The sequence below is a fragment of the Acinetobacter sp. CAU_H_S170_2 genome (genome assembly GCF_058890445.1).
Genome location: NZ_JBZYAE010000001.1, coordinates 1,546,356 through 1,570,053, shown reverse-complemented (window position 1 = coordinate 1,570,053; position 23,698 = coordinate 1,546,356). Strand labels below are relative to the sequence as shown.

General features: G+C 36.8%; 18 protein-coding genes and 2 pseudogenes. 4 read left to right on the top strand and 16 right to left on the bottom strand.

What is annotated here, in order from left to right; genetic code table 11:
- Nucleotides 1-8: 8 nt before the first annotated feature.
- Entirely contained in the window at nt 9-1,367 is a 1,359-nt protein-coding gene (chrA, locus tag AC5EUN_RS07665; RefSeq protein WP_490792558.1) for a chromate efflux transporter, read from the bottom strand.
- A 2-nt stretch (nt 1,368-1,369) separates the two neighbouring features.
- Nucleotides 1,370-2,290 carry a chromate resistance protein ChrB domain-containing protein gene (locus tag AC5EUN_RS07660; RefSeq protein WP_490792559.1) on the bottom strand — a complete coding sequence of 307 codons (921 nt, stop codon included), beginning with the start codon at nt 2,288-2,290 and terminating at the stop codon, nt 1,370-1,372.
- A 189-nt stretch (nt 2,291-2,479) separates the two neighbouring features.
- Here AC5EUN_RS07660 and AC5EUN_RS07655 point away from each other — a divergent pair, with 189 nt between their 5' ends.
- The 3 genes and pseudogenes from AC5EUN_RS07655 to AC5EUN_RS07645 form a co-directional block, all read left to right on the top strand.
- Nucleotides 2,480-3,412, top strand: coding sequence for an IS5 family transposase (locus AC5EUN_RS07655; protein ID WP_493352230.1), 933 nt, complete (start codon nt 2,480-2,482; stop codon nt 3,410-3,412).
- A gap of 50 nt (nt 3,413-3,462) precedes the next feature.
- Nucleotides 3,463-3,789 (top strand): annotated as a pseudogene (locus AC5EUN_RS07650) (integrase core domain-containing protein); the annotation flags it as partial.
- Nucleotides 3,790-3,852: 63 nt separating this feature from the next.
- Nucleotides 3,853-4,456, top strand: a pseudogene (locus AC5EUN_RS07645) (IS5-like element ISAba31 family transposase); the annotation flags it as partial.
- Between the two features lie 13 nt (nt 4,457-4,469).
- Here the strand turns inward: AC5EUN_RS07645 and AC5EUN_RS07640 are convergent.
- Together AC5EUN_RS07640 and AC5EUN_RS07635 are read right to left on the bottom strand one after the other, a co-directional pair.
- Nucleotides 4,470-5,420: an IS481 family transposase gene (locus tag AC5EUN_RS07640; protein ID WP_126036498.1), complete on the bottom strand. Its 951-nt coding sequence runs from the start codon at nt 5,418-5,420 to the stop codon at nt 4,470-4,472.
- A gap of 200 nt (nt 5,421-5,620) precedes the next feature.
- The gene (locus AC5EUN_RS07635; RefSeq protein ID WP_004695717.1) at nt 5,621-5,941 is read right to left on the bottom strand and encodes a helix-turn-helix domain-containing protein; all 321 of its coding nucleotides are present in this window, start codon (nt 5,939-5,941) and stop codon (nt 5,621-5,623) included.
- A gap of 252 nt (nt 5,942-6,193) precedes the next feature.
- On the opposite strand from AC5EUN_RS07635, the gene AC5EUN_RS07630 reads away from it, so the two are divergent.
- Nucleotides 6,194-6,700, top strand: coding sequence for a hypothetical protein (locus AC5EUN_RS07630; protein WP_126036501.1), 507 nt, complete (start codon nt 6,194-6,196; stop codon nt 6,698-6,700).
- 188 nt (nt 6,701-6,888) lie between these two features.
- Here AC5EUN_RS07630 and AC5EUN_RS07625 read toward each other — a convergent pair whose 3' ends face one another.
- The 12 genes from AC5EUN_RS07625 to AC5EUN_RS07570 form a co-directional block, all read right to left on the bottom strand.
- On the bottom strand, nt 6,889-7,326 hold the full coding sequence (locus AC5EUN_RS07625) for a hypothetical protein (RefSeq protein ID WP_004692100.1): 438 nt from the start codon (nt 7,324-7,326) through the stop codon (nt 6,889-6,891).
- A gap of 1 nt (nt 7,327) precedes the next feature.
- Entirely contained in the window at nt 7,328-9,661 is a 2,334-nt protein-coding gene (locus tag AC5EUN_RS07620; protein WP_348960538.1) for a hypothetical protein, read from the bottom strand.
- Nucleotides 9,651-11,231, bottom strand: a complete 1,581-nt coding sequence (locus AC5EUN_RS07615) for a tyrosine-type recombinase/integrase (RefSeq protein ID WP_348960539.1) — start codon at nt 11,229-11,231, stop codon at nt 9,651-9,653. Before AC5EUN_RS07615 ends, AC5EUN_RS07620 begins: the two co-directional genes overlap by 11 nt.
- Before the next feature lie 11 nt (nt 11,232-11,242).
- Nucleotides 11,243-12,589: a site-specific integrase gene (locus AC5EUN_RS07610; RefSeq protein ID WP_279692924.1), complete on the bottom strand. Its 1,347-nt coding sequence runs from the start codon at nt 12,587-12,589 to the stop codon at nt 11,243-11,245.
- A 204-nt stretch (nt 12,590-12,793) separates the two neighbouring features.
- Nucleotides 12,794-13,558, bottom strand: a complete 765-nt coding sequence (locus AC5EUN_RS07605; protein WP_010326717.1) for an OmpA family protein — start codon at nt 13,556-13,558, stop codon at nt 12,794-12,796.
- Nucleotides 13,559-13,564: 6 nt separating this feature from the next.
- Complete coding sequence (gene tagF / locus AC5EUN_RS07600) at nt 13,565-14,521, bottom strand: type VI secretion system-associated protein TagF (protein WP_010326718.1); 957 nt, start codon at nt 14,519-14,521, stop codon at nt 13,565-13,567.
- Nucleotides 14,522-14,557: 36 nt separating this feature from the next.
- Nucleotides 14,558-18,316: a type VI secretion system membrane subunit TssM gene (tssM, locus tag AC5EUN_RS07595; RefSeq protein ID WP_171293180.1), complete on the bottom strand. Its 3,759-nt coding sequence runs from the start codon at nt 18,314-18,316 to the stop codon at nt 14,558-14,560.
- A 90-nt stretch (nt 18,317-18,406) separates the two neighbouring features.
- Nucleotides 18,407-19,834 carry a hypothetical protein gene (locus AC5EUN_RS07590; protein ID WP_094148603.1) on the bottom strand — a complete coding sequence of 476 codons (1,428 nt, stop codon included), beginning with the start codon at nt 19,832-19,834 and terminating at the stop codon, nt 18,407-18,409.
- Nucleotides 19,827-20,825 (bottom strand): type VI secretion system baseplate subunit TssG, encoded by a 999-nt coding sequence (tssG, locus tag AC5EUN_RS07585; protein WP_094148604.1) that lies wholly within the window; start codon nt 20,823-20,825, stop codon nt 19,827-19,829. The genes AC5EUN_RS07590 and tssG overlap by 8 nt, the downstream gene beginning before the upstream one ends.
- Complete coding sequence (tssF, locus tag AC5EUN_RS07580) at nt 20,789-22,597, bottom strand: type VI secretion system baseplate subunit TssF (RefSeq protein ID WP_010326722.1); 1,809 nt, start codon at nt 22,595-22,597, stop codon at nt 20,789-20,791. Before tssF ends, tssG begins: the two co-directional genes overlap by 37 nt.
- A 12-nt stretch (nt 22,598-22,609) precedes the next feature.
- Nucleotides 22,610-23,086: a type VI secretion system baseplate subunit TssE gene (gene tssE, locus AC5EUN_RS07575; protein WP_010326723.1), complete on the bottom strand. Its 477-nt coding sequence runs from the start codon at nt 23,084-23,086 to the stop codon at nt 22,610-22,612.
- Nucleotides 23,087-23,152: 66 nt separating this feature from the next.
- Nucleotides 23,153-23,656 carry an Hcp family type VI secretion system effector gene (locus tag AC5EUN_RS07570; protein WP_004693082.1) on the bottom strand — a complete coding sequence of 168 codons (504 nt, stop codon included), beginning with the start codon at nt 23,654-23,656 and terminating at the stop codon, nt 23,153-23,155.
- Nucleotides 23,657-23,698 lie beyond the last annotated feature (42 nt).

The window sequence follows — 23,698 nt, the reverse complement described above, 5'->3', positions numbered from 1 at the left end:
TGTTTAAATTACATAGAAAGAAAGTTAAAGCAAATTAAACCAATTAATGCTGAAGCTGCAAGGACGTACATCACTTTGAGCTGGAAATGAAATAAGCCAACCAAAGCTACAAGTGCAATTAACGCACCAACAATATCGAAAGAGCCGTTAAAACCTGTTGGCCAAAGTACATGATAAGCAAAAAATAGGGCAAGGTTAAGAATCACACCAACAACTGCGGCTGTAATAGCCGTTAACGGAGCTGTAAATTTGAGCTCATTATGTGTTGATTCGATAATTGGTGCACCAGCTAAAATAAAAACAAAGGAAAACAGGAAAGTAAACCAAGTGACTATGCTTGCTCCAATGGTGCCCGCCAAGAATAAATGATCTGAGCCTAAGAGTGCTTGATTGAATGCTCCTAAAAAGCCAACAAATGCGACCACCATAATTAAAGGGCCGGGCGTGCTTTCACCTAGAGCTAAGCCATCTATCATTTGAGTCGGACTTAACCAACCGTAATAGCTTACAGCACCCTGATAAACATAAGGCAATACTGCATAGGCACCACCAAAGGTGAGCAGGGCTGCTTTCGTAAAGAACCAAGCCATTTGGGTGTAAGTATGATCCCACCCCAGCGTTAAGCTTAGGCTCAGGATTGGAATAAACCACAGTAGACCACCAATTAGCAGAATACTGCCCAATCGTTTCCAGCTAAAGATCGCATGTTCAGGTGTAGGAGTATCATCATCAATTAAAGCACGACCATAATCTTTTTTATTCTGCTGGTGTGCGTTTCCACTAGAAAATAGGCTTGGATATTTTTTACTGGTTAGATAACCAATGATTGCGGCAGAGAGCACAATTAAAGGAAAGGGTAAGTTGAAGAAAAATATAGCAATAAATGAAAGGGCTGCAATCAGCCATAAAAATTTATTTTTAAGTGATCGACTGCCGATTCGATGTGTTGCATGAAAAACAATGGCAACAACAGCAGGTTTAATACCGTAAAAGAGCCCTGCAATAATGGCTACATCACCAAATTTTACATAAACCCATGAAAGACCAATTAAAATAAATAGTGAGGGTAGTACAAAAAGAATCCCTGCAACTAAACCACCGACGGTTCTATGCATTAACCAACCGATATAAGTTGCTAATTGTTGTGCTTCAGGACCCGGTAAGAGCATACAATAGTTCAGTGCATGCAAAAATCGCTTCTCTGAAATCCACCGCTTTTGTTCAACCAGTTCTTGGTGCATGACCGCAATTTGACCTGCGGGCCCCCCAAAACTAATGAACCCCAATTTAAGCCAGAATAGGAATGCTTGCCAAAATGAAACTGACTGTATCTCTTGTTCTGGTTGTATAACAAGTTCTTGTTCCATGATTATTCTCTTGATAGGTTGGCATATAAGCCATCGAAAATGTGATTCGATAATGCAAATAATTGGTCATCGTCACTTATCTGACTTCGAATTCCTTGAATAACTTTTTCAATACCGATCGCTTCTGGAGGCTCAATTCCTCCTACATCAAGGTAATGAACAATTTCAGCGATTTTCTTTAATGCGGGTGTTTCTAGATCAAAACTATGTAAAAGAACTTCGAAGGTCACCCAATGATTGACATGACTGAAAGTTGCATCATCAAAATCGAATCCAAATGCATCTTCGGGGCAATCAGTTGGGGTTTCTAACCAAATGAATGTTGGTGAGGTATCTATAAAAGTTTTGATTAGCCATGCAGAGGCTAGACGATCAATCCAAGGTCTTTTACGTGTTGCCCAAATTCTGTTTTGATAATTACCTTTATCCAGATGTTGAATATGAGCTTGTATAGCTTTAGGTTCATCGACTTCACCGAGACGTGCAATAGTGAGTTCCAATAAGGAAAGTTCATTAAGAACCTGTACTTGAGTCTCATCTGGATAATAGTCAATGTCTACAAGTGCATCGATGCTTTTTCTTAATTTACGAATCTGTTTGAGTAGTTCTTTCTTATCATCTTTAGTTTGACGATCTCTTATTTCCGTGAGTTGTTTATAGAGGGTTTCGTACTCTTCTTTTCGACTGAAAATAGGTGCGAGTTCAAGATTTAAAGGTGGCTCTGCGTAAAACACATAAGCAGTTCCTTGTTCAGAAACAACATCATTAGCAATAGAGGTAAACTTCTCACTATGATTAATAGGGAGTATGTAGACCCCATCTCTAAGGGTCGCGGCACCACTTGCTTTCAAAGATCGCCAGACTCTCATCCGAGTACTTGTGTTCTGTGTAGGCAGAGATGTTATGAGTAAAGAAATAGACATGTAGTATACTCAACATATTTGTAGAATATATTACTAATAAATTTTTATACTTCAAATACGAATAAATGATTTCCTATAGTAGGAAAAATATTAAGAAAATATTTATCCAGATTTCTAGGATTTATAGATGTTGAGGGCTTTGTTGCACAAACCTATCTGTAAAGGCTTTTTCAGCGATATAATTTTCAAATGAAGAAGCCTACACACAAAATCTACCGCACAACCAATTGGCCCGCATATAACCGAGCACTCATGAGTCGCGGAAATATTGCCATTTGGTTTGATCCTGCTACGCAATGGTATGCGCCATCAAAAGGCAAACAAGGGCGAAATCAAACCTACTCCGACGCAGCCATCCAATGCTGCTTAATGATTAAATCCTTATTCCGTCTGTCTTTACGTATGGTCACTGGCTTTGTGCAAAGTCTGATTAAACTTTGCGGATTAAATTGGATAGCTCCAGATTACACCACGCTTTGTAGAAGACAAAAGCATATTGATATTGTAATCAGCTACCAAAAAAGTAGCGATGGGCTGTATCTACTCATGGACTCTACAGGCATGAAGTTTCTAGGTGAGGGCGAATGGAAACGCAAGAAACATGGACCTGAATATCGTCGCCAATGGCGTAAACTTCATATTGGTATAGATGCTAAAACCCTACAAATACGAGCAGTTCAGCTTACAACCAATAATGTCAGTGATTCACAGGTGCTTGGTGATTTACTTAATCAGATTCCACAAGATGAGCAGATTAACTCTGTTTATACCGATGGAGCTTATGACACCAAGCAATGCCGTCAGGTCATTGCAGATCGGCAAGGGCATGCGGTGATTCCACCTAGAAAAAATGCGAAACCATGGAAAGATACAAAGAGTAGCTCGCTAGAGCGAAATGAATTACTTCGAACAATTAAAAGTTTAGGCAGGACACTATGGAAAAAATGGTCAGGCTATCATCGGCGAAGTTTGGTTGAAACTAAGATGCATTGCATCAAATTATTAGGAGATAAACTCAGTGCAAGGAGTTTTGATAGCCAAGTGAATGAGATCCATGCACGTGTAGCAGTCCTAAACAGATTTACGGAATTAGGTCGACCACTTACCCAAGTTACGCCTTAAATTTGGCTCAATTAGGGGCGCTTTGCATTTCAAATCTTTGTGCAACAAAGCCTATTCGAACCCTCAATCAGTTACTAGAATATCGAGAAAAACCGTTAGTGATCCGATGTGACAATGGACCTGAATTTATCAGTCATGAATTTGTACGCTGGGCAACTGAACACAGTATACGTATTGAATATATTCAACCAGGTAAGCCACAGCAGAATGCATATATTGAACGTTATAATAGAACCGTACGTTATAGCTGGCTGAGCAAACATTTATTTGATACTTTGGATGAAGTACAAGATTATGCAACAAATTGGCTGTGGCATTACAATCATGAAAGACCACATCAGGCTAACAAAGGAAAGCCACCTTTAATGGCTGCTTAACCTCTACTTTTAACTTCGGTTATTTATGGGAGGACTACCCAGATAGGTTTGTGCAACAAAGCCCATTCAAACTCTATTTTCAAACGTTTTAATCGTTGGTCAAGCAGCGGTAAGTTACTTAGATTATTCAAATTACTAGCCTCATGCCCCGATATGGAGTGGATTTTTATTGATGGCTCTCATGTACGTGCTCATCAACATTCTGCCGGCATAGCGAATCAATCTATTTCTAAAAGTGTAGGAGGAAACTCCTCAAAAATACATTTGATTGTTGATGCACATGGCAATCCTATTGATTTCATGATTACCGATGGAACCACACATGATGTTAAAGTTGCACCTGATTTAATATCAACATTAGATTTAAAAGAGACAAAAGTGGTATGCGCAGATAAAGGCTATGATTCAGAACCACTGCGTGAACAGATCAGGAAAACAGAGACTAAAGCGAATATACCCAAGAAAACGAATAGCCAATCGAACAATGACCATATGGACTGGTATTTATATAAAATCAGGCATTTAGTTGAAAATATGTTTTGTAGATTAAAGCAATTTAGAGGAATAGCTACTCGATATGACAAGTTCAAAAGAAATTATCAAAGTTCTGTTGCTTTAGCCTGTATATTTTTATGGCTACCTTTATAGGGTTAATTATGAACAGTAAATGTCAACAGACCCTACTTGTTTAGTCCCGGCATTTGATGGATCGGATCAATTTTAAAAAGTTCAGGTTCATCTGTCCACTGTTTGCAGATGAATTCGTAGGGAGTCAGGCCCCTGAGTGTTTTGAGTCTGCGACCGAAGTTGTATGCAGCAATAAAATCAGCAAGGTGAATGCATAGCTGAGTGTGATCGTCGTAATGGAACCGTTTGACAGTAGCTTCTTTAATCGTTCGGTTCATCCTCTCGACCTGTCCATTGGTCCATGGATGCTTAACCTTGGTAAGAAGATGTTCAATGCCACATTCAGTACAAACCCGATCAAAGATGTGCTCAGAGGCGTAGCGATCACAGGTGCGGTTCGTGAACTGGATGCCGTTATCTGTTAGCACCGTATGGATTCTATAGGGCACAGCCTTAACCAGATTGCGCATGAACTCCGCGGCTGCCATCTTACTGGCTTTAGTATGCAATTCAGTGAACGCAAACTTGGAAGTGCGATCAATGGCAACGAAGAGATAAAGCTTACCCTGTGCTGTTTGCATCTCAGCGATGTCGATATGAAAGTAACCAATGGGGTAGCTCTTGAAGCGCTTCCTGACAGGGCGATCACCTTGTACCTCAGGCAGTCGTGAAATACCATGCCGCTGTAAGCAGCGGTGTAACGACGAGCGTGTCAGATAAGGAATACTCGGCTGCAATGCATAAAGGCAATCGTCTAGCGGCAACAAAGTGCGTTTTCGAAAAGCAACAATTGCCGCCTCATCTTCAGGCGATAACACGCTTGAGCGAGGATTCTTTGGGCCGGTTGTAAGATCATCTACTGAAGTACGTTTCTTCCATTTTGCGACGGTTTTTTGATTGATGCCGTAACGCTTGGCTAGCGTTCTTAAGCTCTCTTGACTATTTTGTATTGCTCGACGCACTGCCTGTGTCGTTGTGGCGCTGCTGTGTAGAACTTGTCCCATAGTGCTTCCTTCCATTTATCTGAGAATATTGCACCATTAAAATCTGGGACTAAACACCTACTTAGATCTAAAAATAAAGTACAACAGAGATTAAATCGTAGGAAGGAGGCAAGATGAGCTAGCATTTTGCCTCCGCCAGACCGAAGTCAAAGTTGCATCATGAACTATACTCATCTTATTCAAGAGGAAAGATATAAGATTCAAAACTTTTGTAAGTCTTTAATAAATCGTAGAACTTCTAACTTCTGCTCATTACTTAAAGTATGACTAACTTGTATTATTTCTGCCAATAAATCGTTTTCTACATAAAAATAAGCTGTTGGTAAGTCTAAAATTTCTGCAATTTTGGAAGCCATTAAAAAATCAGGAACATGTTTTCCACGTTCATACTGATTCATACGCGCACTAGCAGAAGATTCATCAATTCCAGCCAAGATCCCTAAGCGCTCTTGTGAAAGTTTTTTTGCTTTGCGCGCTATACGTAATCGTAAGGCAAAAACATTTAAATTATGTGTTGGCATTAAACATAGGCACCCACCTTAAAACTAAGATTTTCTTAGTTTCAACTTGAGTTATTACTAAGGATTCCTTAGTATTGTGAAATCAAGAAGTCTACATTGAATTGCCCGATGGTAACTTTTGAACAAACTTGCCAGATCTGCATTGATCTCAAGTGCCTATTTTTGAACCCCTATCAATTGTTAAAGTTATGATTCTATATACAGTTCAACACTTAGGTCATCAACTCTCTTTTGCTTTAATTGTGCTTATCCATGTCAAAATATACTCTACCTTTTTATAGTGATTTTTTTCACATTTTACTGAATCATGAAATCATCGAATGGCGAGCGAATGACTTTATAAAGGCTATTTTTAATGATAGACAATTTGTTAGACCCTCTGAAAAGCAAAGTATTTATAGAGGATTAAATATACTAGTAAAATGCAATTTTCTTTTAACAGTGAGAGATGAGGGTAACCGTAATATTTTTAGATACAGCGAATCCTCTTATTTAAAATCCTATCGAAATGTTGAGAAAGTAAATAAGGTCAAAGAAGCATTAATTGAGGAACAAAAGAGTTTAGAAAATGTACTCGAACGACGTAAAACCGAGAAAATTTTCATTGAAAATATCATTACTAAAAACCCAGATCTACAAGGTTTTTTCGACAAATATGAGAATGTTATATCTAAAGAGTTAAAGGAATTAGAAAATAAGAACAGTTTTATAGTGAATATTTTCAATGATATTGAAAAAGATCAACTTGAATCATTCTAAAGAGGGAGAACTACAAGTTATAAATTGCGTGATTCACTGCCGCATAACTGAAAGCCTACAAGAGTTCAAGCGGGCTTTACTGGATGCTTACATCAGTCAAGAACAGTTAGCACTATTAACTGCAATTGACCGTAGCTATTTGGGGTGAATTAAAGGGGAGAAGTCAATATTACTATTATATGTGAATGCTACTCCCTTGATAGATACTTTTTGAGTAGGTAGGGGGCCAATAGATGATCAATTTTCAAATTAGTCCTTAGTTTTACTTCTTCAATGATATCTATAAGTGTTTCCGTATTCTGATGAAGCTGAGACTCTAAGTCTTCAATTTGTGTACGTAGATTTTTATTAGTATCGGAAAGAGCCTGTCTTGTCTTTTTATTCACATAAAGTTGCTGTTCTTTTGCTTTTAAGTTTAATGGCGAAATTTGTTCTGATAAATATAAGCTGATGAGTTTCTTCCTTTCAACAGAACTTAAGGTACTTAATCCGCCAGATATATACCTCTTAAAAGTTAAGCGGTTATGTAGAGCTTTGTGCGAAATAGGCGATTTCTCAAAACCCTCAACTAACATCATTTGCAATTCTTGCTCTATTACTTCATCTAATTGTTTACCACGTAACATTTCAGGATTCCTTAGACTCAATTTTTTGTTGCTCTATGGCAAATAGTTCACTTAATGTTGTTGGTAATTTAGTGATCGTATCTCCATAAGGAAAAACAGGAATAGGTATTAATTTATTTTGCCTATCAAGTGCTTTTTCTTTTAAATCCCTTAAATAATGAATTTTTTGACGGAACTGTGCAAGCATTTCAGTATATGTAGAATCATGAGCTACGATTTGTTCTATATATTCAAACTCAACCAACAAATTATTCAAAGTGTGTTGCAGAACTTCTAATTCACCTTTTCGACCAGTTAGAGCAAAATTTCCACATTGATCGCCGGATTGACAGGCAAGACGTTTAGGACAATCATGCACAGCAACCTCACGCATACACCCGCCAAAAGGTAAGGGATGTAAGCAAGCGTGCCGTTGAACCAATGAGTTAGCTAATGTTTGATCTTCATTAATCAATTCATTAAATGATTCAGCAATATCTTGAAAATACTCATCAAAAAATGAGTCCTTTAAATAATTAGCTACTTCATTTTTTGAGTCAAAAGTCTGGAAATTCATTTTTAAATTATTTTCTAGATCTAATTGTTCCGAAAAGAACATTAAACCATCTTGCTTAATAGCATCTATTGGGGAATCAGCTTTCTGTGGTTGATTAATTTCGCTTGGAGGCATTAATTCATATTTTTCTAGCATACTAGCCGCAACTTTACGTTGCTTTAAAGCTAAATGGTGATAATATTGATTTTGTTTAATATCTACACGCCCCATTAGCATTGCCTGTAAATGCTCGGCTAAGCCACTAAGGGCAAGAAAAGTATTTATGTTATGTCTTGGAATATGACTGCTTAATCTTGAATGTTCTGTTTCTGTTTCTAATAAATTATATTTTTGGAACATTGACTTATTTGACTTAACCGACCTAGCACCTAAAACATTATTAATCATTACCACACTGAATGGAACCACAAGGGATTTAAAGATAAAATATTTCCCCATATTAATAGATCTATATTCATGTATAAAAAGCAAATCTTCATAAGCGATCGTTTCAATTTTACCTTCATAATTAAATACATAATCAATTGGATGTTCTAAATTTGCTTTGATTAATGATTTTAGGTGTGCATCAATATCCTTTTTTAGATAATATTTTTGATATTCTTTGCCATTTTTTATAACTTTTAAAATTGGGACAGCATTCAAATTAACCACTATAGTTTGTCTTTTTCTTTTCAGACCTTTTTCGTGATCTTTTAAACTAAAAATAGTATTAATTAAATCATCAATCTCAAGATATTCTTCCTTTATATCATCTATCGATTTAGGAAAATAATCTATACAACCTTTCGATCTTATGTAATTTAGATGACTTCGATATTCAGATGTAAGTTCCAATACAGATTTAAAAATACTCTCAACTAGTTTTACAGATGATGGCTCAACCCAGTGGATTCTAAAACCAGCACCTTTGGCACCGTGATATTGGATACCTAGGGTATATTGCTTAATACCATCTAAAGTTAAGTGTTTTTGGGTGGCAGGATCAAGTATAGGTTGTTTAATTAAAGCATCTGTTTTTAGAAGAATAACTTCTGTTGAACGCAACCCAGTGATGATAAGTAATAACAAAAGATTGAGAACTATCTTTTCACCATTCGTTTCACACAAATTAATTAGCGAAACAATGTTAATAAATGTACGAATAGAAATCAGCTTATCTTTATTAAGATCATCTTCATCAAGCTCTAACTGGTCTATCAAAGCTTTTGTTTTTTTGGCATTCGGTGTTCTATTTTGAGAATTTATGTATAAATATTTCTGAGAAAATTCCAATTGCTGTTCAGTAAAACCGTAATGATTGAGCATTTCCTGTAATCTAAGATATGTTCCAGTATGGTCAGGAAGGTTAGCTTTACTTGAGTTATGAGCTAGTATTTCAAAAGACTTTTCTAAAGTTAATGTTGATAAGAAGCAAGGATGAGTATTTTCGGGATTCGTTTTAAATAATTCACTATACCAACGCTTAAGAATAAGCACTTCTGCATATAGTTTTTGCGGTGAAGTTTTTGAATTAGCCTTTCTATAACTAAGAACCATTACAGCTTTGATAAATTCTTGATACTTGATATTTATAGAAATGTCATCTATTCCTTTCATTCTTCTCGCAGCTTGAAATGAAAAATGTGTTCTCCCACTACGCGAAAGCAACCATCCTGAACCAACAACCCCTCCAGCCCATTCAGGATCAGTCCATTCCCATTTGAAATTTGGTTTGATGTTTTCATTAAAATAACTTTTTTGTTCTTCAATAAAAGCATTATATTTTTCAAGATTCATAAATATCATCCTTGTGTGTTATACAACGAGCAATTATGGATTCAATTTCAAATTTAGTGGACTCATGGACTCGAATCAGTGGATTTCTGGAAACACCTATACCATCTGATAGCTTAATAAGATCGTTTATTTCATTTTGTATGCTTTCTAAAACATGATTATGGTTAGCATCAATAAAAGGATGAAAGTACATACAACCATAGCAATTACGAACTGGTTGAAATAAACATTTGTCTTCGTAGGAGCACCCACCAATATCATAATGAATTTTGCCACCAATATTTCCTAGTACTTTTTTCTGAAGCCAATCTTTCTTATAAACAAGCCTTCCTGTCAGGAGCATAGCAATCATTTGTCTATACAAAGAGTTTTTACCAAGTGCTTGCGCTCTAATTTGAGCAAGCTCAGGGGTAGAGAAAATATAATGTCTGGCAGTTACAACAGATGAATGACCCAAGATATAAGCAATCTCTTCAGCAGAAGATCCTGCCATTGCCAAACTATATCCAACATGATGCCTAAAATCAGAAAAGGAATACTTTTGTTGTATCATTTCACCAGCAAGAACAGCTTCTCTATAGGTTATAGGAGCAAAATCAAATAATTGTGTATTAATAGCTTTTGAGCAAAAACGTGCAGAATTTTCCCCTAAATCAAATAACTTATCTTTTGGACTTAAGTCAAATCTTTCAATATAAGCAATAATAATTTCAGCCACTTCTTCTGGAAGTTTTACAGCTATTTTCTCATGTACATAACGTGCTTGTTTTGCATAGGGAATTAGTATGCTATAGCGATGAAAATGATCAGTAGTACGTGTGGTATCTATTTTTATATCTTCAGCTGATAACTTAGCTAATTGCACAGGCCTAAGACCAGTTACATACACCAAACCAAGTATTGATGAGTAAAGCAGTGTTTGTTTATCAATACCTTGAAAATCATCTTTGATAGCTTGGTTTAGCTTAATAAAGCCTTGTTGAATCATTGAAATAAGAGGGTAATCAATAGAATCTTCGTATTGTTGGTAATATAATCTTGAATTAAATGCTTGAGGACGTTCAAGAAATTCCAACTCGTATTCGTGGTCAAGATCAAAGCGTGAAAAGTTCTCAAGAAATAGTAGCTTCACCAAAAACTTAAAATGATAATAGTATGTAGAATTATCGGCTTTCGCTAAATCAACCAATAAAGATTTCGCATTCTTAAAATCAAGCTTTAAGTTTCTAGTTTTTAGCGACTTGATTGCAAAAACGTAAGCCTGTAATTTAGCTTCAAGTGCAGATGGTGTATTAACTTGAATGTAATTAGCTAGAAAAAATTTAGCCAATTTTTTCTCTGACGTACTGAAGTTAGAAAAGTTTAAGTGAAGTTTTTTCCCTGAATAAGAAAAATTCCAAACATCGTTAGATGTTTGAACGAACTTGCTATCAAATTTATCCGCTCTATGAAATCGAATGATTGTCGGTAAGTGTAAAGACTCTATGAGCCTAAGATCAGCATCATGGAAAATAATAAATTCACTATGACTATTATCAATTTTTTCAAAATCTAGACTAAGTTGGGACATATTTTTATCAATCAAAATTTAATACTGGAATCTATGATCCGAGCCAAGTTCATAAAATTAGCTCGTTCTACAATAAAGCGTTTACCATAATATATAGGCATTGTACTTGTAGGTGACCAACCACCTAAGGCTCTTAGATCATCCTGTGCTTTTAGTAGAGCATCATTTACACTTTGTTTGAGATCAGAGTGACTAACATTTTCTTTCTTATATTTCTCAAAAGAAAAACTTAACATCATATAAGCCCAAGAATGTCTACATACGTGTGGAGTTAGACGTTCTATTGAATCATAAGCTGAAGTATCAAAACACTCAGGCAACAATGCTTTTAATGATAAATCTATCTGATCAAATATCTTTTTAACACTGGCATAACTTAAAGCAGAGTAGGGAGGCTTTAAAGATGTAAATAAGATTTGTGAAGGGATTTCATTTCGGATTTCATTCATATAAATTTGAAGGATTCTATAGTCTCGTTCCTGTAGTTTTATTACTCGGTACGAATATTCATTTTTGATTTTTGGCTTTTTTGATCGATCATCAAACTCATCATCTGTATTTGTAATAATTAAGCTAAAATTATGATTCTGAATTGATTTTTTAATAGAATTAGTTGTTAGTAGCATAAGTTCACCAATTCTAAGACCATAGTTAAGCATGAGATGTATGATCAGAAAATTTCTGAGTTGCACACTTTTAGATATAAAAGGATTTAATTCATTGTATTTATTAGCGTTGCTCGGTGAAATAATTGAATACAATCCTTTAATCATTTCCTGATTCATGCTCTTAAAATTATGATTTATCTCACTTTTAATTGTTTTATTGGCTTTTGAAAAGTTATTTATAATTTTTTTCTTTATTGTCATATATTTATTCAAGTTTTCTTTAATTTTTTGAATTTCTTTTAACGTGAGTTGTGGTTGTGATTGGATGCTTAAGTATTCATCAATCAAAAAGTTGTAAAACTTTAGAAAGGATCTAATTCTATGGCCAATTGTAGTGTAGTTAGTATGTTCTTTATTTCTTAATCTTATGAGATTACTGTCAATTTTTTTGTTGTTTTCTAAATAGATAATGAAATTATCAATTTCACTTTGAATGATTTCAAAGTTGTATGACGACGAATAAAAAGATTCACAAAAGGACGTGGCAAACTTTTCAAACCAAAATTCATACCAAAATTTTATTGCGATTAAATCTGCATGCTGCGTAGAAATACTTTGAAATCTAAGAAATTTCATGGTGTACAGCATAGGGTACAAACATGGACAAGATGAATCCAAATCAAATAAAAGAATAATTTGATTTTCGTTTGAGAATTTCTTTTCCAAATGAATTGTTTTTAAAGCAAACATAGTAAAGTTTATGAAGTATTATTAATGTCAACATATCATATTTTATGATTGAAATAGAAATTAGTTAAGTTATTGAATTTTAGTTTAAGAAAGAAGGATATGAAGTTATTGTTAGGTGTATCGGATTTAACATAATATACATTATACGTAATCTAAGTCATTTATAAAAAGCCACATCATCAATTGTGGCTTTTTATAAATGACTTAGATTACGTCAAATTCAATTCGACGGTTTTTCTTACGACCATCTGCAGTCGCATTATCAGCAACAGGTTTGTTCGAGCCTAATCCTTCGACGCTTAAACGTTCAGCTGCAATACTTTTATTGATCAAATAGTTTTTAACAGCTACAGCACGCTCTTTACTTAAAGCAAGATTCTTTGCAGCGTCACCTGAACTATCTGTGTGTCCAATAATTTTAACCTTTTTTCCACCAACCTTATTCAGAGCCACCGCCATTTCATCTAAGATTTGAGTTCCACTCATAGCCAAAACTGCACTGCCAGATTCAAATTCTATAATTCTGTTTTTAAGTGCTTCATCTACAATTTGCTGCTCAGCCTGATTGACAGAAAGCTGCGCATTTAAGCGATACGGTGGTGTTACTAAACTTTGGAATAAGTTTGTTGTTGGCTGAATTTCATTTGAACTCGATATTTTTCCATTAAGTTCCATTTGCGTACCACGTACAGAAAGTTTACCTTGGTGAACTTTTTTTAACTCTGGAACCACCATATTCGCAACAGATTCACTCCAACCATTCGGAGCATTAACTGCTTTAACCTTTATTTTATCAATCACTTGGTCAGTGCCATAGACACTGTACATCTTGTTCAAAATGATTTGCTTACTGGCATCATTTGGAACAACACCTTCAATAATAATCGGTTCAGCCCAGACATTCACGCTCAAAACCAACGTTAAAGTCAGCAGCCATTTATTCGACTTAAATCTATGATTTATTTTCATATTTTATTAATCTATAAAAGTTTTTTTAAAAAGTTTCACAGCTTGTATTAAGCTCAATTGCCGCTCACACAAAGCTTGCTCCAGCGTTGCCAAACCTGCATTTTGCTCTAAATATGCATCAATCCAATTGGCTTGAACCAATGAAACCCAGTGATCTGAATCTAACTTTTGCGTGAAAATTTCACTTAAAGTCATAATATCTGCCCCTTGAAAGCCAAAAAGCAGTACCGGTTTTTCGCTATGCAAAATCCCTATCAGAAGCTCAGCATTTTGATTTTGAATAAAAAAACTAATTAGATTGACCCAAAAAGCTGCAATTTCATAGCAGTAGCTAGAGTTATTAATAGGTAAAATCAACACTTTAGTTAAGCGACTAGTACCATGTTGAATGACGGGCTGTAACAATAACCCGAGTCCAATCATGCTTTGTGCAAGCTCGTAACTGCTCATTCTTAGTAATTGAGCAAATGAATGTATCGTATGGTGTTCATAAAATGCCGAAACTTCGCTGTGATTAAAAACTTGTATCTCATTATTTAATTTAGATAATTTATCGAGCACGATATTAGGGTCACGTATCGAACGTACCACACGATTCTTTTGAAATAAGTCGATTAAAGTTTGCTTATAGCGATATGGCGCATAAATAATATTATCAAAACTATTTTCAACTTCTAATAAATGACTCAATACCATTGGAAATTGACGGCCAGAACTATCGTGACTGGCAATCAAATTTGCCACAAGAAAATTATTTTCTTGTGGATTGGCAATAAAAAAGTCTAATGAAGGTAGCTTTTCATACGCTTGACTAAATCCCTCTGATTGCATGGCATGTTCTAATGCTTCAGTAATCCACTGATCAATTAGTTGAATTAAGGCATACTGACCGCGTGTTTTTAAGAAATCACCACGTGCAGGACATTTTCCGTAATATAAAGCTAAAGTCCGCAGTTCATCCATCGCAATACTCCTTACAACCTAGCCACTTTCTAGAAATCATAAACGAGGCTCCTGTATACCTGGTGTTGGAGCTTTAGGACTTGCAGCTGTTGCTGAAGGTGTGGTTTGCGCTGCCACCACACGTACGGATTTATTGGTGACAATTTGATCGACCAGTTGCATGCCATTGTAACTGCGCTGCCCGCCTACTCCACCATTGGCGTCCCCGCTGATTAAACGGAAATTGACTTTTACTGCAAGCTCTGGATTTTGCTGATTTCTCCAAATCATTTCATAGCTTCCGCCACGTTGCGTTCGCTCAGCACCATCAATTAAACGATTAATACCATATTCACCAGGTGCCTCAAAAATCGTATGCGTTTTCCCATCTAAATCAATGGCTGTAATACGTGCACCTGGAATTGCTCCGGCATTTGGCCATACAAAATTCACCCATTGTTGAATACCGTTTTCATAAAGCATTCTTTGTCCATCAATATCAATGGTATAGGATAAAAACTTAGGATTTTCAATTGGGTAAAATTGAAAATTGGATTGCGCCGTAGCCGCAGGTGCAGACGAAGCTTGATTTAACGCTCCTGTTGCCATCCCATTACTTGGCGCAACATAGCTTTGAAAATTCATTACAAATTGTGGATTCAAGCTGATCCCTAAATCTTTCCACGTCTTAGAAGTCAAGGTATAACCACGACGAATAACAAGTGGATCAAGATACTCTTTGACATAACGCGCAATACTGCCATTTTCGCCAAGAATCTGGCTAATTTCATTGCTTGTTGCTTGCAGTGTCGCTGAAGAGTTAAATGGATATTTTTTACTCAGGTTCGTATTGAAAGGTTGGTAGACTTGCATAACCCATAGCTTATTCATCTCATCTTGCGCTGGGAGAATTAAACTTTCAAATGATTGTGTCAGTGGCGACATCAACAGCTTTTGGAGCAGTTTCTGATCAACCTCAGATAGGCCAACTGACATTTTTTCATCGACCAACTTCTGCGTTGTATTAAAGACAGAATTTTGCTCATTAATGGTCGACTTAACCAAACTCATCGCAGATGGCCCAATATCACCTGAGCTTTTCAAGTCATTGAATTTACTTCGAACTTGAGCTAAAGATTGCATGTATTCATCAAGCAAAGACTTATTTTGTTGATCATCACGTTTACGCACCAACTGATAAAACATTTGGAATTCTTTAGAAATCGGGCCTTGCGCTTGATTCATGACTTTAGCATCAATCTGAGTTTCATCTCGTCTTAATACTTTGCGTTTAAACCAAGCCACAAAACCTGTTTGTGGCGCTGCCAGCTCCGCCATTACGACTGGATTGTCCCAACTGGTTTCTTTCGCAACGCGATCAAAAACACTACGAATGGGTGAGTTTTCAGGCTCGCCTAAAACTTGGACAAAGCTCGCCTGTTGTCCGTAATCCTTAGCTTTGGCATAATGTATCGCACCTAAAAATTTCCGCCATTCCGCAATATATTCTTTTTTATAGAGTTCTGTGAGCTGTTTACGGATTTGATCTGGGCTACCACTAAATGATAAGTCATCCGACTGTGTGCTGTTGAGTACCCAGTCTTTGGTATCCGTAGGTCGTTTTGCAACTTCATCGATGGCTTGTTCAACATATTCTGACCATGCAGCATGTGTAAACATACCCGGTAAGGCATAACTGCCTAAGATTGCATTTTGATTGGCATCGCCAAGCATTTGCTTTATGGTTAATGCTGGATAACGGACAGCCGCACGCATTTTTAATTCATTATAAACTCGGTCTCGTGCAGGCATTCCACGAATAACAGACAGAAGAACTTGACGCGTTTGATCCACCACCAAGCTGTCTGAGCTGAGTACTGGAAATTTAGGATCGCCAACTAAAGTCATGCTATACGACAAAATTTGCTCTGCCTTTTGGATCATTTCTCCGCGCGGCATTTGACCACGATTATTATCCAACCATGAACGCCAGAAACGTGTGACTTGATCACTTAAATGACTTGCATCCATATATTGAGTATTACCCATCATTAAATAGGCTTTTAAAGCATTGTATGCATCTTGTGGATTTGCATCATTAGGCTCTAAATATTGCTGGGTTTTCGCAACAGGTGTCAGCTCTACATTTGCATGGTTTGTGCGCAATTTTTCTTCATTGCTTTTCACCCGCTGTAGATATTGGGCAATATTTTGTTGTGTTGGAATCAAGACGATTTGCTCAACACCCTTTAAATATTCTGTTTTTAGCTTCTCCTGCAGCTCATCTCCCTGATATAGACCAAAACCCAGCTTTAAAGGACGATCTTCTTCAAATTGGTCCAACTGCTGCATACGTTCCTGTAAAATCAAGAGTGCACTCAGTTGTGTAGACAACTCTTGACCCGATTGCTTTTCAAGTAAAACGACTTTGTCTAAATCGGCTTGTACGTCTGCAATCAATTGCTGATTATTCCGATAAGACCACACCCATAGACTTAGAATAATAGCTACACCAAATAAAGCGGCAACAAAGGCAATATAACGCTGACGCTTTCGGCTAGGGTTAATATGTTGTTTAACGAGGTTCTTGTCTTTGAGAATAATGTCAGAAAATAAACCTTTTAAAAAATAGCCATGGTTTTGAGAAACTGAGCGCGTTGGAATGCCATTTTCATTGTCTAAACCTTTTTGCAATAAAAAGTCTTGAGCAATTTGCTCGGTCATTGGACTTTCAATAATGCCTTCTTGCAGCGCACTGGTGAAATAAAAGCCACGGAAAACAGGTTTAAATTGATAAGGGTTATCTTCAAACAGTGTGCCGATAAATGTCTTTAACGCAGGCTTTAAGCTCTTAAACTCTAAAGGAAATGTCATGACACTTGGAGAAATATTCTGCGAATGTCGGCGGCTGAGATGTGTCGTACTGACGCCTTTTAAACCGTCATATAAAATTGAATAATGTTTTTCAAACAATTCAACAGCATTATTGGCCCCATCGGTTGTATAAGGCAGTGTTGCCCCCCAAACCTGATCAAATTCACCGACTTCATAGCATTCAAAAAACTCAGTAAAACCTGCAATCAAATCCATTTTAGAGAAGACCAAATAAACAGGCGAAAAAACCTCTAAACGCTCAGTAAGATCTTGAATTCGTGCACGTAAATTCTTTGCCAGTTTGATCGACTTTTCTGGACTGTTACTCACCAACTCAGCAATACTGACAATCACAATCAAACCATTGATTGGTGCTTTGGAGCGGTTTTTTTTCAAAATATTTAAAAAACCTAACCATTCAAAATGATCTTCCGCATAAACGGAATAACGCCCTGCAGTATCTAATAACACGCCTTCTGTTGAAAAAAACCAGTCGCAATGACGCGTTCCGCTGAGTCCAGCAGAAACTGATTTTTGATGGGTTTCTTCAAAAGGAAATTTTAAACCTGAGTTATAAATGGCCGAACTTTTACCCGCAGCAGGATTACCAATTACCATATACCATGGCAACTCGTAGAGTGCAGCATTGCCCTTTTTATCTCCCAGTTTTGATTTTCGAATCAACTGAATAGATTCTTTCATTTGTTGCTGAATCAAATGAAGTTCATCTTTGTTTTTTTGTTTGCCATATTCCGCATTGGTATCATGTGCAATGGCATCGGCAAGAGCTTCACCTTGTGCTGCATGTCGACGACGTACAATGAGTAAATAAATCCCCCACAGCATCACCCCGAATACATAACAAATCATTAAAGGCCAAAAGATTTTGGCTGGAATGACGTTATACATGGCCATTAGTGCGACAAAACCCGATATGGCCATAATGGCTTTCGGGTTGCTCACATACTGCCAAACATAACCTAAGACGTTATAAAATAAAGAATTCACAATACTCTCTTATTCTTTTTTAATTTAAATGGTTGGTTCTATAGGGATATTACTGTCTTCACACGCATGTAGAAAACAATGTGTAGACAATTGATCAGTGCTATAAATCATCGCCATCAACTCATCAGGCAAATGCATACTCAACATAAATCCAAATACTTTGGCCAAATGCTGCGTATGTCCAAAGCTTTGTTTGGTATGAATGAAGTGATGCGATTCAATCCCACTTCGATCGAAAGTTTGGTTAAGTTTTTTCATGGTTTGAATGTCTGTAATATCATCGAGCATCAGCACAAAAGGCTGAATATCTTTAAATTGTTCTAATTGCTTCATCGGTGGGGATGCAAAATGATTGGCAAGATTGGCCTCGTTTAGTGCAATCTTGAGTTGTTTTAAGGGTTTGATATCAAGTAATGGTAAAGAAGATGATGCTAAGCACCAACTAGAGGCATATTCAGCAGGCAAGTAATGGTCGGTTAACCATGTTTTTTCATCAAGCAGTTCTTGGTCAATTTCTGAATCTACATTCAGGATGAACGTGATTTCTTCTGACTGCTGAGAAATTTGCTCCAATAACAGCATCCACTCTTTATAGGCTGTTTCTTGACTGAAATAATGGTGCTCAAGATGAATTTGCTGCGTAATCATGCCCAGTGAACTTAAATAATCCTGTACGACACCACTGCTTTGTTCTTCATTCCAAGCATGTAACATCGATTCAGGCAGCAGCATATGTATATTGATACGGTTTAATTTAGCAACCTGCTGCACATCAGGTTGTTCCTCTGGTTCATTGCTATCATATTCACTCCTAGGATCAATCCATGCCGGATGCATACGATACTCATAGGCCAATTCACTATCATAAAATAAGGCAGATTGCTTTAAATGCTGTGAGATTTGCCACAATGTTTCTGCATGTTGCTCTAGTTGATGCTCGATCAGGGCTTGGATTCGCAGATGGCGCGGATGATCAACAACTTCATCATCGTCCTGATTTGTAATGACATGATCTAGTGCATGTATGCGATAAGACAGCATCGGTAAGCCATAGGCATTTTGTAATTGCGTATCGAGCTCTGGGCTTTTAAATTTTTTAATCTCGTCAAGAATCTCGTCATTTTCCCCAAAGGCACTATATGCAGACGAGGAATAAATATTCAGGTTTAACCACTGAACTTCAACAGCTCCAGCCTGTTGGTTCTCATCATCCTGATGCTGCTCTACTTGTGCTTGTTTTTGTTGCTCTTTACGCTTTTGGTGAGCTTTAATTGCACGATAAATAAATACTGGAGACCATAAAATTACGCACAGAATCAATGGAAATAGAAGTAAATAATTAAGCAGGTCTGCCCCAGTTGGGTCATACTGAATATCACGCCAGTAAAAAATGACGATTCCTGCGACAAACAACAATAAGCTGCTCAAAGTACCAATAAAGAGCTTAAGCATGTCCCATCCCCATCAATGTATAACAGGTTTCGTGATTGTGTTCGGTCGGCATCGGCATTAAAAAAGCGCCTTGTGATAAACCAATGGTCATCGTTGAACTCAGCTGAATCGGTTGAATATCCTCTTTCCTCAGGATGATTCTTAAATCCACCCCAAGCGTTGGACTCAGCCAGCTTGCAAGTAATCGTTTAAGTTTTATACTCTCAGCTTGATCGGGTAAAAATTTTAAATACTCGGTGTATGAGACGGGGCCAACTTCTATTTCAATTTTTCCATCTATTTGACGGATATTTTCTCCACAAAAGGTATTAATGCCTAATTGATTATTGCCCCCCAGTGTGCTTCTTTGTTCAGGGGACAAGCGAAAGATCTCTTCCACAAATTCTTTAATTTTAAACGGTTGCTTAAACACACAGCCCAGCATGGTTTTTAGCGCATGTGCTGTATTATTTTGCCCCTGCATTAATCCAGCGAATTCAGCAAAATAATCATCTAAGTCCTGTTGCTCATGTTGAGCACTCACATAACCATTTAGTGCATGCAAAATATCGAGGTAATGGTTTTCTTGCTCAATCTCATAGCGAATCGGTAAATGGTAAGCTAAAGAGGCGTCCACATATTGCGCCGTGAGCTTGTGATTAAATAAACCTAAAAAATGAAGTGTTTCATTCCGTTGTATACGCGCACTTTGTTTAATTTTATTGGTATAGCTATACGGTAAGGTGCCCTGAATCCCAGTTAAACCAATCATTAAGTTGGTTAAGTGAATTTTTTCTTCGTCAAGGGTCAAACTCTCAATTTCGGCATTCGGGAAATTGAGATTCAGTGAACTATGAAACTTAAACTGCTTTGCCCAATCCCCTTCTTTTTGGGCATGGGGAGCTTCCGCATGACGTAATAATCGCGTGGCCTGAATAAATTCAAAAGCGTTCGGTTGTTCAACCAGTACGTCAACTATAGAAGTGTCTTGCCACCAACGTTCTGCACGCATTGGTATAACTCCTGTTGAGATTGAGCATCTGAAATAACAACATCGACAAAACTGTTCATCTGGACTTTTAGATTAAAGACATGCGACAACAACTGACTAAAAATATACAGGCTATGTCCTCGAAACACTTTCGAATCAACCCCTAGATTTACTTTCAACCCTCGTATAAAGAGTGGGAATGGTTTTGCATCCACCATCTTTTGCTTTAATTCAAAACTAACCGACTGAATCGCATTAATAATAAGGTGGTTTTCTTTGAGCTGAGGCAGGTTATACAGTTCAAGCAATTCCTGAATATGGCTTAAAGCATCGCCCTTGGTGAGAGATAAAGTATTTAATGATAAATGCGAAATGATCCGCCATTGCTCTTTTTTATTTTGTTCAAAGTAATAGGGTTTATTCGGTCTTTTTAAAACCACAGCTCGCCGTGCCAGACTACTGTCATTCAAATTTAATATATTGTTGGCTTGGCTCAATGCCTCATGGGGTAAATCACGATTGGAGCATAATAATTGCGTACTGATAAAATCAGATTTGGTTGTTTCAGGTGATAAATGTTTTGAAATAATACTATAACCTGTTTCAACATATTTATTTTGTAGCTGTGCCGAATTCAAACTATAAAAAAACTGAGTCTCATCCTTTTGATAATGACTCATCGCAAAGAATGGATAAATGTCAAAAGTAGTTTGATCTTTATTTGACTTTTCACGAATCATTTGCATTTTAGTAATCGAATAAGTTTGATAAAACTCAGGATGATGAGCATCGGTAATTAAAGGATATTCGAGTTGTTGATGATTAATTTTTTGAGGTTCAGCCTGTTTTTTAAATAAATTGATAACTGGTACTACATATAATTTAAAGTTCGCGATATTCAACTCAGAATAATTTCGAATATTGACCTGATCATTTAAATTCAGTTTAAGATGAATCAAAATTTCAAACTGATTTTGCTCTTTTTCTAAATATTTTAACAAACCTAAGTTCATATTGAGGAAATTAAATTTTTCAGAAAAACAGAAATATTCCATCAACAGCCGGTATGCATGATGTGTATGTTGATCCAAGGGCAACAGACTTTCAGTTTCAGCAAAACCCATGATACTAAACGGATTTGTGATGTCGATGACGCGATGACCAACCTTTAATGAAAATCCTGTACTCGACTGGAACACAGCATCCAAAACTTGTAGTGGAAAATTGGATATCGCATCCAAATAAATAGGCAAATTTTCTTTTTCTAAAATTCGATGTGCCTGATTAAAAATATTAAATCCTAAGCTAAGCGTTGCATTTTGATTTAAATGCATATGCGCACTAGGATTGGTTTTAAAATTGAGATGACTAAGTTCAATGGGTAATAACTTTAGTTCTTGTGTGGTGCTAAATTCACACTGTACACCTTTAAAACTTCTTGATTTTATTGCAGTATTTTTAGGAATAAGATGAGCTTCAGTTAATTGTTTACACTTATTTAGGTCTTCAAAACTGACCACAGTACATGCAGGAAATGGTTTGAGGTATTGAGGGAACATCACCTCAAACAAAGACCGAGTAAAGATGTCGTAACTGTCCGCCAGTTTCTTATCGATTCTTGCTGCAATTAAAGAAAAGGACTGAATTAAGCGTTCTATATGTGGATCATCTACTTGCTCTTGGTTTAAGGATAAACGCTGAGCGATTTTTGGATATTTTTGCGAAAACTCACGGGACTGCTGCCCAAATTCTTGTAATTGTTTTTCGTAGTACGGTAATAATTCTTCAATCACAAATCAGCCCCATTAAGCTCTTGCAGAAATAACATATTGTTGTGTTGTCGGTTTGAGCAAAGCATCAAAAATCACGGGTTCATATAAAGGATGAATATTTAAATAGGCTTGAATACTCAAACACAACGCCCCCATATTCTGTCCATCAAGCAACATTTCGACTTTGATTTGTTTCAGTCTCGGCTCATGTGCAGTAATAGACGCTGCAATCGACTGGCAAATTTTATCGCGATCGGTCGGATTTGCAGTCGATAATCCAACAAAATCAATGATTCCAAATTGAACAATGGACTTTTTCACCAACGGAAAAGCATCAATTGAATCATTAAAATTCGCCATACGACTGTTCAACAAATCTTCTAAGTCGGTCGCGACGGATTCACGTAGCTCCTGAAGAGACATCCCCAATCGGTCCTGTTCAGTGGTCGGTAGTAATCGGTCAAATAGCGTTTTTCTAAACCCATAGGGATAAAGCTGATCTAGATTCATGTTGATTAAAATCATCTCGCATAAATAAAGGCCAACGTTGGTTAGCCTTTATTTTTTCAGTTATTTTTATGCAGCGTATGATGCAGTATTGTTTGATAGAGACCATTTCTTGGTCACAGCACCTTTTTGTGTGCCATTAATATCTTGCTGGTTATACGTCCATTCCACAGCAGCATATTTCAAACCAAACCCTTCAAGCGGAACACCTTCCTCACTTACTGTTGGCGTAACACTTGAAACCAAAACATGCTTCAATTTAATTTGTAGATACTTGATGCGCTTATCGCCATTTGCACGATAAAAATCAATTTGTACTTCATCAAAGGTATAACCCGCTGAACATGCTTCCCAAAGTTTTGGACTGGTTGCATCCAAATCTTTAACAAACAGCATATCAGAATGTTCAACACGTTCCGCTGTATGACCACCAACACTTGATGATGTTGCAGACTTTGGCTGACGAATATTGTGTGACCAAGAGTTCACCTCTAACCAGCCTTGGTGCTCTGTATCACGTGACTCGCCATCGACCTTATATTTACCTCTGAACTGTACGTATATGTCTTTCATTTGTAATCTTTTCCTATTCTAAAGTTATTATGTGTTGGCACT